The organism is Curtobacterium sp. MCLR17_032, assembly GCF_003234795.2.
Classification (GTDB): domain Bacteria; phylum Actinomycetota; class Actinomycetes; order Actinomycetales; family Microbacteriaceae; genus Curtobacterium.
On sequence record NZ_CP126268.1, the window covers coordinates 2491549 to 2507771 of the forward strand.

A 16223-nucleotide genomic window follows, 5' to 3' on the forward strand; every position below is an offset into this window, starting at 1 on the left:
GACCAGCGGTCTTTGGCTGAACAGAACCGTACCACACCGCGGCGTCGGTCCGGAAGCACCGGTTCCGGGAGTGAGTCCGGACGGGAGGCACGCCCCCGCCCGCCCCGCCGGTCACCCTCCGGAGCGGTCGGGCACCCCGGCCCAGGCCGGAGGGGCGGCATCGGCAGCACTGGCGGCGCCGCCACCCGCATCCGCACCCGCGGCACCGTCATCCGCGGCCCCGGCATCCGCACCGTCCACCCGCCGCGCCGGCAGGTGCACCGTGAACACCGTGTCCCCCGGTTCGCTCGTCACGCTCACCCGCCCGCCGTGCGCCTGCACGACGGCGTCCACGATGGCGAGCCCGAGGCCGGTCGACCCCGCGGTCCGCGAGCGTGAGCTGTCGGCGCGGGCGAACCGTTCGAAGAGCTTCGGCAGGAACTCCGGGTCGATCCCCTGCCCGTCGTCGCGGACGGTCAGGTCGACGCCACCGTCCGGCGCCGACGCGATGCCGACCGTGATGCGCGTGCCGTCCGGCGTGTGGGTCCGGGCGTTGGTGACCAGGTTGACGATCACCTGGTGCAGGCGTGCCGCGTCACCGACGACCTCGACGGGTTCGGCAGGCAGGTCGACCTCGATCGGGTGGTCCGGCGAGGCGGCGTGGGCGTCGTTGACGGCGTCGAGCACCAGGCCGGTCAGGTCGACGTCGTCGAACTGGATCTCGCGGCCCTCGTCGAGACGGGCCAGCAGCAGCAGGTCCTCGACCATCGAGGTCATCCGGACCGACTCGGACTCCACCCGACTCATGGCGTAGACGACGTCCGGCGGCAGGTCGGCGCCCATCCGTCGGGTGAGTTCGGCGTACCCGCGGATCGAGGCCAAGGGCGTCCGGAGTTCGTGCGAGGCGTCGGCGACGAACTGCCGGACCTTCTGCTCGGACCGTTCGCGGGCCTGCATCGCGTTGCCGATGTGTCCGAGCATCCGGTTGAACGCGGTGCCGACGCGGCCCACCTCGGTGCCCGGATCGGCATCGGGCACACGGACGCCGTCGAGGGCATCACTGCGGTCGAGCGGCATCCGGGCGACGGTCGAGGCTGTCTCCGCGACGCGGTCGAGCGGCCGGAGCGCGCGTCGGACGGCGGCGGTGGCGACGGCCGAGGCGACGAGGAGCGCGAGCACGGTGACGACGAGCACCACGCCGAGCAGCTTCCACACACTCTCGTACACCGGGGCGAGTGGCAGGCCGACGACGAGCACGGCCGGTCCGACGTTGGCTGCGGTCACCCGGTAGCGCCCGAGGTCGGAACCGAGGTCGATGGTGTGCGGCTGACCGTCGACGGCCAGTCCGCTCAGGGGTCGGACCACGGCGCTCGACAGGCGTTCGGCCTGCCCCGAGTTGTCGAGCAGACTGCCGACGACCGCGTTGCCGTCGAGGATGTACACCGTCAGCGTGCCGGCCGCCTGTGCTGACGGGCGTCCGAACTCCGGCCCGTTCGGGCCCTGCTGCTCGACCGACCGCTGCGCTCGGGTCGTCGCGTACTGCAGCTGCTCGTCGATCGCCGATCGTTGGATGGAGAACAGCGCGATGATGCTGCCGCCCCCGATCACCGCACTGACGGCGACGACCAGGGCGACGATGCTCAGGACGAGCCGACGACGGAGGGTCATGCGGAACGCCCGGTTCAGACGGTGGGCTTGATGACGTACCCGACGCCACGCACCGTGTGGATCATCGGCTCCTCGCCGACGTCGATCTTCTTGCGCAGGTAGGAGATGTAGATCTCGACGACGGAGGACTTGCCGCCGAAGTCGTACGACCACACCCGGTCCAGGATCTGCGCCTTCGACAGCACGCGGCGCGGGTTGCGCATGAGGAAGCGGAGCAGCTCGAACTCGGTCGCGGTGAGTTCGATGGTGCGGCCGGCCCGGGTGACCTCGTACGACTCCTCGTCGAGCACCAGGTCGCCGACGACGATGCGGGAGTCGCCGGCCTCGCTGACGGAGATCTGCGAGCGGCGGATGAGGCCACGGAGGCGTGCGACGACCTCTTCGAGCGAGAACGGCTTGGTGACGTAGTCGTCGCCGCCGGCGGTGAGTCCGGTGACGCGGTCCTCGACGGAGTCCTTCGCGGTGAGGAACAGCACCGGGGTGTCGTCGTTGTTCTGCCGCAGTCGGCTGAGGACCTGCAGCCCGTCGAGGTCGGGCATCATCACGTCGAGCACCATGGCGTCCGGGTGGAACTCCCGTGCCTTCGTCAGGGCGTCCTGGCCGCCGTTCGCGCTGCGGACGTCCCAGCCCTCGTAGCGGAGGGCCATCGAGAGCAGGTCGGTGAGGCTGGCTTCGTCGTCGACGACCAGGATGCGCAACGGCGAACCGTCGGCACGGGTGAGGCGCGGGGGTGCGGAGGGCTGCGAGATGGTCACGTCTTCGAGTATCGAGAGATTCCTATGAGCCGTCTGTGGCCCGTCCCAGTGCGCCCTGTGGATCGTCCTCGTCGACGTGGATGCAGTCCTCAATAGCCTGACGTCGATGCTGGACTCCCTTGCTTGGCCCGACGGTGCGCGACACGTCGACACCGCTGCGATCACCGCCCTCGTGCTCGGTTCCGCCGATCCCACGGCCGCGGACGCGCCCACCGCCGGGAGGCCCGTCCCGCCCCCGCAGCACCGGCTCGCCGTCGCGCAGACCCTCGCGTCCACCACCCCGCCCCTCGTCGCTGGGACCGCCGGCCAGGTCTTCGCGACCCTCGCGGCGGTCGCTGCCGCGGACGTCACGACCGCCCGGGTGGTCGAGCCCCACCTCGACGCGCTGACGATCCTGGCGCAGGCCGGGATGGAGGTCCCCGCGGGGTCGACGTGGGGTGTCTACGCGGCCGAGGCCCCGGGCCTCCGCCTCGAGGCACACCCGACCGAGGACGGCGGCGTCGTCCTGGACGGCACGAAGCCCTGGTGTTCGCTGGCGTCGACGCTCTCGCACGCCCTGGTCACCGCGCACGTCGGCGAGGAACGTCGGCTCGTCGCGGTGTCGCTCCGTCAGACCGGCGTCGTTCCGCACGACCACGTCTGGGTCGCCCGCGGCCTGCCCGACGTGCCGAGTGGTCCGGTCGACTTCACCGCAGTCCGGGCGAGCACGGTGGGCGAGCCCGGCTGGTACCTCCGCCGTCCGGGCTTCGCCTGGGGTGGCATCGGGGTCGCCGCGTGCTGGTGGGGTGGTGCGGTCGGGCTGGCGCGGGTGCTCCGTGCACACGCCGCCGCGCGACCGGAGTCCGAACTGCTGCGGGCCGCACTGGGTTCGGTGGTCGCCGACCTCGCGGACGCCGAGGACGCCCTCGCCAGCGCCGCCCGCCGGATCGACGACAGCACCGGCACGGCCGACGACGCCACCGACTGGCCGCTCCTCGCGCAGGTCGTCCGCTCCCGGGTGCGCCGGGCCGTGGACGCCGTGCGGACCCAGGTCGTCCGGTCGATCGGCCCCGGCCCGCTGACGAGCGACCCCGCCGTCGCCGCACGGGTCGCCGACCTCGAGCTCTACGTGCTGCAGGACCACGGCGACCGGGACCTCGCCCGCATCGGCCGGATGGTGCTCGAGCGCGGCGGTGTGGCGTGGTGAGCTTCGACCACCGGGCTCCGGGGACCGACCCGGACGCCTGGACGCCCGTGCTCGCCCGGGTCCACGCGACGCCGATCGTGCTCAACGGGTACGACCGGGTCCTCGTCGTCGCGCCGCACCCCGACGACGAGACCCTGGGTGCCGGCGGCCTCATCGCGATCGCGGCGGAGGCCGGACTGCCGGTGCACGTCGTCCTGGTCAGCCGGGGTGAGGGGTCGCACCCGGACTCCCCCACGACCACGCCCGATCAGCTCCGCGTCCGTCGGACCGCGGAGTTCAGCGCAGCACTGGACGCACTGCACCCCGCGGTGACGTCCACCGTCCTGGACGTGCCGGACGGCGGACTGCGCGAGCACGCCGAGGTGCTCGCACACGCCCTCACCGAGCACCTGCCGAGCGGCCCCGCAGCACCCGGCTCCGCCGCAACCGGCCCCGCAGCAACCGGCCGTACCCTGCTCGTCGCCCCCTGGCAGGGCGACGGGCACCGTGACCACCGGATCGCCGGCGAGGTCGCCGAGCGCCTCGCCGCCGAGACCCCCGGCGTCGACCTGCTGTCCTACCCCGTCTGGGCGTGGCACTGGGACGACCCGGCAGCACCGGCCCTGCCCGTCGCCGGACTGCGCGCCCTGCCGCTGTCGACGGCCGCGCTCGACCGGAAGCGCCGGGCACTCGACGCCCATGCCTCGCAGGTCCGCCCCCTCTCGCCGGCGCCCGGGGACGAGGCGATCGTCGACGACCGGCACGCGCGGCACCACCTCCGCGACCAGGAGTGGTTCGTGGCACCGAGCGTCGCGGACACCGCCACCGCCAACGCCGACGCCGACGCCGACGAGCACACGACGGCCTCCCGCTCCCGCGAGTCCTTCGACGCCCACTACGACCGCAAGCCCGAGGGCTGGGACTTCGACGGCTCCTGGTACGAGCAGCGGAAGCGTGCCGTGACCCTGGCCGCCCTCCCCCGACGCCGCTACCGGTCCGCGCTCGAACTCGGCTGCGCCACCGGAGTCCTCACCGCGGCGCTGACGGAGCGGGCAGACTCCGTCCTCGGCACCGACATCTCGCGTGCCCCGCTGGAGCGCGCCCGACGGCGAGCGCCGTCGGCACAGTTCGTCCAGGCCGCCCTGCCCGCCGAGTGGCCGGCCGGCCGCTGGGACCTCGTGGTGATGTCCGAGGTCGGCTACTACCTCTCCCCCGCCGACCTCGACGCCACGATCGACCGTGTCCTGGCCTCACTCGACGACGACGGTGTCCTCGTCGCCTGCCACTGGCGGCACCCGGACAGCGACGCCGTCACCGACGGGGACACGGTCGACGCGCACCTGGCGGCGCGCTGGCCCCGCCCGGCACTGGTCCGCCACGTCGAGCCGGACTTCGTCCTCAGCGTCCTGCCCGGTCCGGCCGTCGCCAGCGTCGCCCGGACCGAGGGACTCGTCCGGTGACGCTCCGGCTCGACGTCGTCGTCCCGGCACACGACGAACAGGACCGGATCCTCGCCTGCCTGGAGGCCCTGGCCACCGCCGTCACGACCCTCCGGCACCAGCACCCCGAGGCCTCGGTCCACGTCACGGTCGTCCTGGACGGCTGCACCGACGACACCGCCGTGCTGGTCGCCTCCGTCGCCGCCGGGTCCCCGTGGCTCGAGACGCTGGTCACCGACCACGTCGGGGTCGGTCGGGCACGGTCACTCGGTGCCGCCCACGCCCTGGCCCGACCCCTCCCGCCGGCCCGAGCCCTCCCTCCGGACGGCCACGACGACGACCTCGACCGTCGCTGGCTCGCCCACACCGATGCCGACTCGCGGGTCGCGGCGGGGTGGCTCGTGCAGCAGCTCGATGCCCTCGTCGCCGGCACACACGTCCTCGTCGGTGCCGTGGTGCCGGACCCGGACGACCTCGACGCGGTGGTCCTCGCCCGGTGGCAGGCGACCCACCCGCCCGGTGCGACCCTCGGCCACGTGCACGGAGCGAACCTCGGCATCCGCGCGGATGCCTACCGTGCCCTGGGCGGCTTCGACCCGGTGCCGGAGCACGAGGACGTCCGACTGGTGGCGCGCGCCCGCGCGCTGGGGCTGCGGGTGGACGCGACCACGAGCCTCCCGGTCGTCACCAGCGGTCGGTTCGACGGCCGGACACCGGGCGGCTACGCCGAGCACCTGCGCCGCACCTACGGCGACGCCTCTTGACCTCCTTACTGTTCTGATAGCGGACCGAAGGGGCGCCCTTGGTGCGCCTTCCTAGGTTCTCCTCGTCGGCCCCCGGCGCGTGATCCGCGCGACCGGTGCTCCCGGGTCGGCCCACACCGAGGAGAACCATGTTCCTGACCTACCTCAGGCGCGAACTCACGAACCGCAAGAAGCAGACGGTCATCATCGCGGTCGGGATGGCGCTGGCCATCGCGCTCGTCGTCATCGTCTCGTCGATCGCGAGCGGCGTGCAGTCCGCCCAGTCGAGCGTCCTGGCGTCCGTGTACGGCGTCGGCACCGACATCACCGTGACGAAGACCGAGACCCCGACGTCCAGCAGCACCGGCCGGCCGTCGTTCGACTTCGGCGACCAGGGCTCGTCGGGCAGCAGCAGCGGTTCCACCGACCTGTCCCAGTCCCGCCTGGCGGTGTCCCGCGGCACGAGCACCCTGACCGCCGCGAACGTGGCGACGGTCGCCGGAACCGACGGGGTGGCGGCCGCGACCGGCGTCCTGACGCTCGAGAACAGCACGTTCTCCGGCCAGGTCGAGCAGAGCGACGGCAGCAGCAGTGACGGTGCGGCGCAGGGCGGCCCACCGAGCGGGACCGGCCAGGGCAGCACGGGCCAGAGCGGTACGGGCCAGAGCAGCACCGGCCAGGGCGGTGGTGGCTTCGGCGGTGGCTCGTTCAGCGTCGACTCGTTCACCGTCACGGGCATCCCGGTCTCCGGCGACACGGTCGGCCCGCTCACCAGCACCGAGACGACGAAGGGCCGTACCTTCACCACGGCCGACGCCGGCAAGGACGTCGTCGTGCTCGACGCGGCGTACGCCAAGAGCGAGTCGAAGGCCGTCGGCGACACGGTCTCGATCGGCGGGAAGACCTTCGACGTCATCGGGATCGTCGCCTCGACCGGGTCGGCGTCCACCACCGGCTCGAACACGTACATCCCGCTCGACACCGCGCAGACGCTCGCCGACCTGTCCGGCGAGGTCACGTCCGTCTACGTCTCCGCCGAGTCGTCCTCCGACGTCGCGACGATCAAGACCGCGCTGCAGAAGGAGCTGTCGAGCGCGACCGTCTCCACCGAGTCCGACCTCGCCTCGAGCATGTCCGGCTCCCTGGCGACGGCGTCGGCCCTCGTGTCGAACCTCGGCCGGTGGCTGTCGATCGTCGTCCTGGCGGCGGCGTTCCTCATCGCGATCCTGTTCACCATCTCCGGCGTCACCCGACGCACCCGGGAGTTCGGCACCCTCAAGGCCATCGGCTGGTCGAACGGCCGCATCACCCGGCAGGTCGCGGGCGAGTCGCTCGTGCAGGGGCTGATCGGTGGTGTCATCGGCGCCGCGACCGGCCTCGTCGGCATCCTCGTCGTGAACGTCATCGCCCCCACGGTCTCGGCGAGTGCCGCCACCAGTACCCGGACCGGCCCCGGCGCGGGTGGTGGGATGCCCGGCGCAGCCGCGACCGCGGCGGCCGGCAGCGGCACGACCGGTGGCGCTCCCGCGGGCGGCTTCGGCGGCGGCGGGCAGACGGCGGCGACCACGGACGTCGTCCTGCACGCCCCGGTCACCGTCGAGGTGATCCTGCTCGCCATCGGGCTCGCGGTCCTCGGCGGGCTGCTCGCGGGCGCGCTCGGCGGGTGGCGGGCCTCCCGGCTCCGCCCGGCGGAAGCGCTCCGGAGCGTGGCGTGATGCCGGCCGACCGGCGCACCCCGACCGACCCGGCCGGCACCAGCGCGACCCGCACGACCCGCACGATCCGCACGACCGACCGCACCATCCCGACGACCGAGGAGCCATCGTGACCACCACCGAGACCACAGCCGCCACCGACGGCGTGCCCACAGCCTCCCGGCCCGTCTACCGGCTGTCGGGCGTGACCAAGACGTACCGGCAGAAGAACCGGACCGTCACCGCGCTGGCCGGGGTCGACCTCGAGATCCCGCATGGGCAGCTCGTCGCGGTGCAGGGGCCGACCGGCGGCGGCAAGTCGACGCTGCTGCAGATGCTCGGCGCGCTCGACCGGCCGAGCAGCGGTTCGGTGTTCCTGGGTGACCGGGACGTCGCCGTGCTCGGGGACCGGGCGCTCACCGACGTCCGGGCGACCGAGATCGGCTTCGTGTTCCAGAGCTTCAACCTCATCCCGACCCTGACCGCGCTCGAGAACGTCGAGACCGCGTTCGCGGGCAGCCTCGCGAACCGCTCCCGGGCCGAGGTCCGCGAACGGGCCACGACCGCCCTGCGCGAGGTCGGCCTCGAGGAACGGCTCGACCACCTGCCTGCCGAGCTCTCCGGCGGGCAGCAGCAGCGCGTCGCGATCGCCCGCGCCCTGGTGAAGGACCCGACGGTCCTGCTGGCGGACGAGCCGACCGGGGCGCTCGACGAGGGCACCCGCGACGAGATCATGGGCCTCATCGAGCGGCAGTGGAAGGACCGCGGGTTGACGGTCGTCATCGTGACGCACGACTCGTGGGTGGCGCGGCGCGCAGAGCGTCGGCTGCACATCGAGCAGGGGCAGGTCCGCGAGGTCTAGTCGCCGCTGCGCCGCCGAGGCGGCCGAGGCGGGCGGCGGAACACCGGTGTTCGTGTGTCACACCGCGGATCTCCGCGGCGCGACGGACGAACACCGGTGTTCCACGAAGCCGCGGCGCGGCGGCGCGGCGGCGCGGCGGCGTCAGCCCGCCGCGCCCGGGTAGTCGCAGTACGCGAACCACGACGAGTCCGGCGCCCACGGCGGCACGTTCACGGTCCCCTGCCCGCCGTCGAGGACGACCAGCGTCTCCGGCACCACCGCGATCCGCGCACCACGAGCGAGGACCCCGGGCAGCAGCCGCAGTTCCACCCGGTGGTCCGCCGGGTGCCCCTGCACGCCGGGCTCGTAGGACAGGTACAGCAGGTGCGCACCGTCCGGGGAGACGTGCGGGAACCAGTTCACCCGCTCGTCACCGGTGATCTGCACGGGGTCCGTCGACCCGTCGCGCAGGGCGGCGAGCTGCGCCGTGCCCGGGGTGAACCGCTCGGTGTTGAACAGCAGGGTCCCGCCGTCCGGGGTCCACGCGCACCCGTCGTCCGGGTGCGCGTCGCGGGTCCGGAAGGTCGTCGCGCCGGTCGCCGGGTCGACGAGGGCGACGTCGGTGGTCCAGACGCCCTCCGGTGAGCGTTCGCCCACGATCGCGGCCAGCGCGGAACCGTCGGGAGCGATGCCGTGCAGGTAGTACTTCCGCACGGTCGGCAGGGCGGCGGAGGTGTCGGTGATCCGGCTCCCCGGGCCGCCGGCGGGCAGCGGCACGCGGTACAGCTCACCGTCCCGCCCGCTCACCACGACGGACTGCCCCGAGGGGTCGAGCACGTGGTCGTTGTTGATCTCGGGTACACCCGGCATCGGCACCGGCACGAGCGCGGTCTCGTCGAGGACCGTCCCGGCCGCGGGCACCGGCAGCAGCCAGAGGTCGCCGTCGGCGTTGAGCACCAGGGTGTCGGCGTCCAGGACGTTCGGCGCCTCGACCAACACGGTGTCCGAGGCGAACACCAGCCGGCTCGCGCGCGCCTCGACGTCGTACACGTGCACGCGGCTGGTCTGTCCGGGCAGCAGTTGCCGCCCCCGGGTCTCGGTCATGCGTCCATCCTGTCGTGCGTGGTCCGGGTCGTGGTCGAGGTCGTGGTCGTGGTTCGGCGACGCGCCGCACAACGGAATCCGATCCGAACCGCGGGAGTCCACGGTTCGGATCGGACACGGCAGGTGCAGTCCGCGCCGCACCACGGTCGGGCGGGCGCGCGCCGGCCGCACCACGGACGGGAGGCGCGGTGCGGGACGGACCCGCACCGCGCCTCCCGTCAGGTGGTCGCGGCTACTTCACCGCACCGGCGGTCAGGCCGGCGACGAACTGGCGCTGCACCACGAGGAACGCGATGACGACCGGGATCGAGACGACCAGCGAGGCCGCCATGATCTGGTTCCAGTACACGTTCGTCTGCGTCGAGTACTGCTGCAGACCGACCGCCAGCGTCGAGCCGAGGCCGTTCGTCATGACGGAGGCGAAGAGGACCTCGCCCCAGGCCGTCATGAACGAGTAGATGCCGACCGCCACGAGACCGGGACGGGCCGAGGGCAGGATGATCCGGAACAGCGCGCCCATCGGGCCGGAACCGTCGACCATCGCAGCCTCGTCGAGTTCGCGCGGGATCGTCTCGAAGTAGCCCGCGAGCATCCAGATCGAGAACGGCAACGTGAACGTCAGGTACGTGATGATCAGGCCGAGCCAGCTGCCGACCAGCTGGATGCCGAGCGTGTTGCCGAGGTTGGTGAAGATCAGGAACAGCGGCAGCAGGAACAGCACGCCGGGGAACATCTGCGTCGAGAGCACCGTCGTGGTGAAGGCGCTCTTGCCCTTGAAGTTCCACCGCGACACCGCGTAGGCGGCGAACGTGGCGATGATCAGCGAGAACACCGTCGCGACCGTGCAGACCACGAGCGAGTTGATGAAGTACCGACCGAGCGGGACCGTCGACCACATGTCGATGAACGGCTGGAACGTGATCCGCGACGGGATCCACGTGAAGTCGTTCTGCACGTCGCCGAGCGGCTTGATGGCGGTGGTGATCATGACGTAGAGCGGCACCACCGTGAAGACGGTGAGCAGTGCCAGGACGATGACCTTGAAGGACTTCGCCCCCGTTGTTTCACGCACGGACGGACCTCCGGTTGGTGACGGCCAGGTAGATGCCGGTGACGACGAGCAGGAAGAGGAGGAGCAGGACGCTCATCGCGGCACCGGAGCCGAAGTTCCAGGTGATGAACGACGCGTTGTAGATGTGGAAGCTCAACAGGTCGGCGGCCGGCGGCTGCGCGGTCGAGCCGAACAGCACGAACGGGGTGTTGAAGTCGTTGAACGTCCAGAGGAACATCACCAGCACCAGCGTGACGTTGACCGGGCGGACCATCGGCAGCGTGATCGAGCGCCACTGTCGGAAGGGCTTGGCACCGTCGACCGAGGCGGCCTCGTAGACGTCCGCCGGCACGGACTGGAGGCCCGCCATCAGCATGAGGAACGCGAACGGCCAGGTCTTCCAGATCGCCACGACGACGACGGCCACGAAGGCGTTGTTGCCGATGAGCCAGAACGGCGCGCTCGAACCGAACAGGTGCAGCTGGTCGACCAGGACGTGGTTCAGGGCACCCGAGTCACGCTGGAACATGAACTTCCACGTGATGACGCCGGCGTACATCGGCAGCGCGTAGGGCACCAGGAACAGCGTGCGGAAGAGCCCGCGACCGCGGAACGGCTTCTGCAGCGCGACCGCGGCGGCCATGCCGAAGCCCCAGGACAGCCCGACCACGAGGATCGTGAAGGCGCAGGTGATGAGGAACGAGCTGAGCAGCCCACGGCCGATCGCCTGGTCGAAGTCGACCGCGACGGAGTAGTTCCGCAGCCCGGCGAAGGGCGCGGCACCCCAGTTCGCGATGAAGTACTTGGTGAGCTGCACGAAGCTGATCCAGATGCCGACGAGCATCGGCACGATGTGGATGAGCAGCTCGAAGAGGATCGCGGGACCGACGAGTGCGTACGGGAGCCACGGAGCGCGGCGCTTCCCACGAGGCGACGGCCCCGAGAGGGTCGGCGCCTTCGTGTGCGTCAGGTCGATGGCCTCGGAGTCTGGCAGGACCGTCGTGGACATGGGCAGGCCTTCCGGCTGGTGGAGGGGGTTCGGGAGGTGGGGCGGGAGGCCCGGTCCCGACCTGACGGTCGTGGTCCGGGCCTCCCGTCGGATCAGCCTGCGGCCTGGGAGACCTGGTCCTGGGCCGTCTGCAGCGCGCTCTTGATGTCCTTGTCGGACACCGTCGAACCCGTCGCGATCTTGGCGAACATGTCGTTCATAGCCTTGCCGACCGTGGACTCGAACTGGTCCTCGGCGGGCACCAGCGGGAGCGGCTTCGCCTTGTTGTTGTAGATGTCGAGGAACGTCTTCGTCTGCTCGTCCGTGACGGAGTCAGCAGCGGCGGCGAGCACCGGCAGTGCCGCGTACGGCTTGTCGAGCGTGGTCTGCGTGTCCGCGCTCGTCATGTACTTGACGAACTTCAGCGCGCCCTCCTTGTTCTTCGTGTTCTTGAAGACGGAGAGGTTGATGCCGGCCGGGAAGCTGGCGATCTGCTCGCCACCGGTCGGAGCGGGCAGCGGGACGACGCCGTACTCGTCCGACTTCATGCCGAGCGAGTTGATGGTGTTGTTCGCGTTGTTCTGGTTGAGGATCATCGCGGCCTTCTTGTTCGCGAAGTCCGTGACCGACTGGGTGGCGTTGTCGTACTGCGCGTTCGAGGGGTTCGCGGCCTTCGCGTCCTGCATCAGGTCGATGTAGCGCTTGATGCCGTCGACGTTGGCCTTCGAGGTGAAGGTCGGCTTGCCGCTCTTGTCGAACCACTCGCCGCCGTTCTGCGCCGAGTTGATGAACGCGAAGTGCGCGTTCTCGGTGTACGAACCACCGGCGAGGCTGAACCCGTAGGTGTCACCCTTCGTCAGCGTCTTGGCCGCGGTGACGAGGTCGTCCCAGTTCGTGGGCGGCTCGATGTTCGCGTCCTTGAGCATCTGCTTGTTGTAGAAGAGGCCGTAGGCGAGGCCGTAGAGCGGGACGCTCGTGACGGTCTTGTCCGGGGCGCCACCGGTGGAGAGCGCGACCTTGCCGAACTTGTCGGCACCGCCGATCGCCTTCATCTCCGAGTCACCGAACTCCTGGAAGGCGCCGGTGGCCTGGAGCGAGGTCGCCCAGGTGTTGCCGATGTTCACCACGTCCGGACCCTGGCCCGAGGTGACGGCGGTCTGGATCTTCGTCTGGAGGTCGTTCCAGCCGATGACCTGGAGGTTGACCTTGATCCCGGTCTCCTTGGTGAACTTCTCGAGGACGGGGGTCAGCACCTCCTTGTCGTTCTGCAGGGACGTGCCCTGGTTCGACGCCCAGTAGGTGAGCGTCTTCGAGTCGCCGGCGGAACCGGACGACCCGGAGGAGCAGGCTGCGAGGCCGGTCACGGTGAGTGCCGCGGCCGCGGTGATGGCCAGTGCGCGGATGGCAGTGCGCATGAGGCTCTACTTTCTCGTCGTTGAGATCTTGCAGGAGGTGGTGCTCGGTGGTGGTGCTGGGTGCTGCTGTGTGGGACGGGGCAGGGCCGGGTCGGACCAGGGTCCGGTCGGGCTGGACCTGGTCAGGCCAGGGTCTGCTCCGCGGGGTCCCAACCCTCGGGGAGGGTCGGGGAGGGTGTGACCGTGCTCTCGACGAGCACGGTCTCACCACGTTCGGCTGCCTCGGCGATGGAGACCATCACGTCGAGGACGTGGAAGGCGAGGGCACCGGGGACCCGGTTCTCCTCACCCGCACGGAGGGAGCGGGCCAGGTCGACCACGCCCGTCCCCCGCGAGTAGGTGGACCCGACGGCGGGGATCGTCTCGGGCTCGTCGGCGCCGAGCGCGTACAGCTCGGTGTCGCCGTCGAAGTCGTTCGGGTCGGGGAAGACGACCGTGCCGGTCTCGCCCGCGATCTCGACGAAGCCGGTGCGGCCGCGGTCGGACTCGAACGAGAAGACGCTCTGCGCGCTGCCGCCGTTCTCGAACTGGATCAGCGCCGAGTGGTTCGTCGGGACGTCGACCGGGAAGTCGGTGCCGGCCTTCGGGCCCGAGCCGATCGTGCGGGTGGCGCGGGACTTCGACGCGGTGGCCGTGACCTTCGCGACCGGTCCGAACGCCTGCACGAGGGTCGTGATGTAGTACGGGCCGATGTCGAACAGCGGGCCGGCACCGTACGCGAAGAGGAACTCGGGGCTCGGGTGCCAGGACTCCGGGCCGGGGCTCTGGAAGAGGGTGAGCCCGTTCAGCGGGGTGCCGATGCGGCCGTCGCGGATGGTGCGGAGCGCGGTCTGCAGTCCGGCGCCGAGGAACGTGTCCGGGGCGACGCTGACGGTCTTGCCGGCGGCGACCGCGGCGTCGCGGAGCTGCGCGGCGCTCTGCCGGTCCAGCGCGTAGGGCTTCTCGCCCCAGACGTGCTTGCCGGCGGCCAGGGCCTGCAGCGCGACCTCGACGTGTGCCGCCGGGATCGTGAGGTTCACGACGATCTCGATGTCGTCGACGGCGAGCAGTTCGTCGACCGTGCCGGAGCCCGGCACGCCCCACTTCTCGGCCTGCGACGCTGCCCGGGGCAGGTCGATGTCGGCGATGAAGAGGACCTCGACGTCGGGGAAGACCGTCAGGTTGGACAGGTACTGGTCCGAGATGACGCCGGCGCCGATGACACCGACCCCGACACGTCCCGCGGCGCTCATGCGTGTGCTCCGGCGAGGAAGGCGTACGAGTCGCGGACGGCCTGGACGACGTCGCCGTCGTGGTCGTCGAGCTCGATGACCTGCTGGGCGTCGGGCGCTGCGGCCACGATGTCGCGCACCGGCATGATGCCGTTGCCGACCGCGACCTGCTGCTTGTCGTCGTGCGAGCCGTCGCCGTCCTTGACGTGCAGGAACCGGACCTGGTCGCCGAGTCGGCCGAGGACGGCCACCGGGTCGTCGCCGCCGACCTTCGCCCAGTAGGTGTCGAGCTCGAGGACGACGGCGTCGGAGAGGGCCCCGGCGAAGACCTCGAAGGCGCTCGTACCGTCGATGCGGTTCGAGAACTCGAACGCGTGGTTGTGGTAGCCGAGGGTCAGACCGTGGTCGGCGGCGCGGGGCGCGAGCTCGTTGAACTGCCGGGCGATGGCCTCGACGTCTTCGCGGGTGGTCCAGCGTGCTTCGTCGACGTGCGGGTCGATCAGCGTGCCGAGCCCGACGGTGACGCTCGCGGTGAGGATGCGCTCGAGCCCCTGCTCGTCCACGTCGAGGAGACGTGCGTGCCCGCTCGGCGCGGTCAGACCGGCCTGCTGCAGGGCGGCTACGTACTCGTCGGCACGGTCGACGAAGCCGAAGAGCTCGACGTTCGTGAAACCGATGTCGGCGATCGTCGCCAGGGTTCCGGGGAGGTCCGTCGTCAGTGCGTCACGCACCGTGTAGAGCTGGACCGAGAGCGGTTGGGGCACCAGGTGTTCTCCTCATCGAGATGTGGTCTTCTCTGACCGATCGTCACACTATGGGCGCTTTTGTCGGCGGTCAAGCAAAAGTTCGAAGAGGTTCGACGACCTTCGTTGCGTGGCCCGGACGATGTGTGGTTCACTCCGACCATGGTCGACTTGACGCGGACGGCGACGACGCCGCCGGTCGGGGCCAGCGAGCTCTTCCAGATCCTGCGCGACGGCGTCCCGCGGACCCGAGGTGAACTCGCTGCCCTCACCGGGATGGCGCGCTCGACCATCGGCGTGCGCATCGACGCCCTGGTCGACGTCGGACTCGTCGGGTCCGTCGACACCGCCGCCTCCACCGGCGGACGACCCCCGGCACAGATCGCGTTGCGCCCCGCCGCGCGACTCGTCGTCGCCGCCGACCTCGGTGCCTCGCACGGCCGGGTCGCGGTGACCGACCTGGTCGGCACCCAGCTCGCCACCCGCGACGCCCGGATCGACATCGCCGCCGGACCCGTCCCCACGCTCGAGTGGCTCGTCGGCGTCGTCGACGAACTGCTCGACTCGGTCGGCCGCGCCCGCGACGACGTCATCGCGTTCGGCATCGGCCTGCCCGGCCCCGTCGAGTTCTCGACCGGACGCCCCGCCAACCCGCCGATCATGCCCGGCTGGGACGGCTTCGACGTCCCCGGGTGGCTCCGCCAGCACGTCCGCGCCCACGTCCTCGTCGACAACGACGTGAACATCGCGGCCCTCGGCGAACGGGCACACGGCTGGCCGGACCTCGACCACCTGCTCTTCGTGAAGGTCGCCACCGGCATCGGCTCCGGCATCGTTTCGGAGGGCCGGCTGCAGCGCGGCGCGCAGGGCACCGCGGGCGACATCGGGCACGTCCGGGTCTCGCGGGCGGGCGACGTCCCCTGCCACTGCGGCAACACCGGCTGCCTGGAGGCCGTCGCCTCCGGTCCGGCGATCGCCCGGGCACTGCGGGCGAAGGGCCACGACGTGCACACCAGCGCCGACGTCATCGAGCTCGTCGCCCGGTCCGACCTCGACGCCATCGGTGCCGTGCGCCAGGCCGGCCGGGACATCGGCGAGGTCCTGGCGACCTGCGTCTCCCTCATCAACCCGTCGGTCATCGCACTCGGCGGCTCGATCACCCAGGCCGGGGAGCACCTGCTCGCCGGCGTCCGGGAGGTCGTCTACTCCCGCTCGATGCCCCTCGCCACCGAGCACCTCGTCATCGCGCAGTCCCGCGCCGGCTCGATCGCCGCACTGCAGGGCGCCGCAGCGCTCGCCATCGCGTACGCGCTGTCCCCCGCGGGCGTCGACGAGCTGGTCACGATGGCCGAGGGGCGGCAGCTGGTCTCCTGACCGCCGCACCCCGACCGCGTGCCGGTTTCGCCGGTGCCGGTGGTCGGGTGGAC

The 16223-nt window shown here is 71.4% G+C and carries 14 protein-coding genes; 6 read left to right on the forward strand and 8 right to left on the reverse strand.

Features of this window, described 5'->3' with window-relative positions:
- Positions 1-111: 111 nt before the first annotated feature.
- Positions 112-1647 carry a sensor histidine kinase gene (locus tag DEI97_RS11665; protein WP_111074335.1) on the reverse strand — a complete coding sequence of 512 codons (1536 nt, stop codon included), beginning with the start codon at positions 1645-1647 and terminating at the stop codon, positions 112-114.
- Between the two features lie 14 nt (positions 1648-1661).
- A complete protein-coding gene (locus DEI97_RS11670; protein ID WP_111074336.1) occupies positions 1662-2402 on the reverse strand; it encodes a response regulator transcription factor in 741 nt (246 codons plus the stop codon).
- A gap of 106 nt (positions 2403-2508) precedes the next feature.
- Between DEI97_RS11670 and DEI97_RS11675 the strand changes: the two genes are divergently transcribed.
- The 5 genes from DEI97_RS11675 to DEI97_RS11695 all read left to right on the forward strand — a co-directional run bounded on the left by DEI97_RS11675 (position 2509) and on the right by DEI97_RS11695 (position 8305).
- Entirely contained in the window at positions 2509-3588 is a 1080-nt protein-coding gene (locus DEI97_RS11675) for an acyl-CoA dehydrogenase family protein (RefSeq protein ID WP_181439186.1), read from the forward strand.
- Entirely contained in the window at positions 3585-5027 is a 1443-nt protein-coding gene (locus tag DEI97_RS11680; RefSeq protein ID WP_258376661.1) for a bifunctional PIG-L family deacetylase/class I SAM-dependent methyltransferase, read from the forward strand. Before DEI97_RS11675 ends, DEI97_RS11680 begins: the two co-directional genes overlap by 4 nt.
- Positions 5024-5770, forward strand: a complete 747-nt coding sequence (locus DEI97_RS11685) for a glycosyltransferase family 2 protein (RefSeq protein ID WP_181439187.1) — start codon at positions 5024-5026, stop codon at positions 5768-5770. The genes DEI97_RS11680 and DEI97_RS11685 overlap by 4 nt, the downstream gene beginning before the upstream one ends.
- 128 nt (positions 5771-5898) lie before the next feature.
- Positions 5899-7464, forward strand: a complete 1566-nt coding sequence (locus DEI97_RS11690; RefSeq protein WP_111074339.1) for an ABC transporter permease — start codon at positions 5899-5901, stop codon at positions 7462-7464.
- A 109-nt stretch (positions 7465-7573) separates the two neighbouring features.
- The gene (locus DEI97_RS11695) at positions 7574-8305 is read left to right on the forward strand and encodes an ABC transporter ATP-binding protein (protein ID WP_258376662.1); all 732 of its coding nucleotides are present in this window, start codon (positions 7574-7576) and stop codon (positions 8303-8305) included.
- A 141-nt stretch (positions 8306-8446) separates the two neighbouring features.
- Here the strand turns inward: DEI97_RS11695 and DEI97_RS11700 are convergent, their stop codons facing one another.
- The 6 genes from DEI97_RS11700 to DEI97_RS11725 form a co-directional block, all read right to left on the reverse strand.
- Complete coding sequence (locus DEI97_RS11700; RefSeq protein WP_111074421.1) at positions 8447-9388, reverse strand: TolB family protein; 942 nt, start codon at positions 9386-9388, stop codon at positions 8447-8449.
- Between the two features lie 232 nt (positions 9389-9620).
- On the reverse strand, positions 9621-10460 hold the full coding sequence (locus tag DEI97_RS11705; protein ID WP_111074340.1) for a carbohydrate ABC transporter permease: 840 nt from the start codon (positions 10458-10460) through the stop codon (positions 9621-9623).
- A complete protein-coding gene (locus DEI97_RS11710; RefSeq protein ID WP_111074341.1) occupies positions 10453-11448 on the reverse strand; it encodes a carbohydrate ABC transporter permease in 996 nt (331 codons plus the stop codon). Before DEI97_RS11710 ends, DEI97_RS11705 begins: the two co-directional genes overlap by 8 nt.
- A gap of 92 nt (positions 11449-11540) precedes the next feature.
- Positions 11541-12842: an ABC transporter substrate-binding protein gene (locus tag DEI97_RS11715; RefSeq protein WP_111074342.1), complete on the reverse strand. Its 1302-nt coding sequence runs from the start codon at positions 12840-12842 to the stop codon at positions 11541-11543.
- Positions 12843-12964: 122 nt separating this feature from the next.
- The gene (locus DEI97_RS11720; protein WP_111074343.1) at positions 12965-14074 is read right to left on the reverse strand and encodes a Gfo/Idh/MocA family protein; all 1110 of its coding nucleotides are present in this window, start codon (positions 14072-14074) and stop codon (positions 12965-12967) included.
- Positions 14071-14817 (reverse strand): sugar phosphate isomerase/epimerase family protein, encoded by a 747-nt coding sequence (locus DEI97_RS11725; protein WP_111074344.1) that lies wholly within the window; start codon positions 14815-14817, stop codon positions 14071-14073. Before DEI97_RS11725 ends, DEI97_RS11720 begins: the two co-directional genes overlap by 4 nt.
- Positions 14818-14958: 141 nt before the next feature.
- Here DEI97_RS11725 and DEI97_RS11730 point away from each other — a divergent pair, with 141 nt between their 5' ends.
- On the forward strand, positions 14959-16170 hold the full coding sequence (locus DEI97_RS11730; RefSeq protein WP_111074422.1) for an ROK family transcriptional regulator: 1212 nt from the start codon (positions 14959-14961) through the stop codon (positions 16168-16170).
- Positions 16171-16223 lie beyond the last annotated feature (53 nt).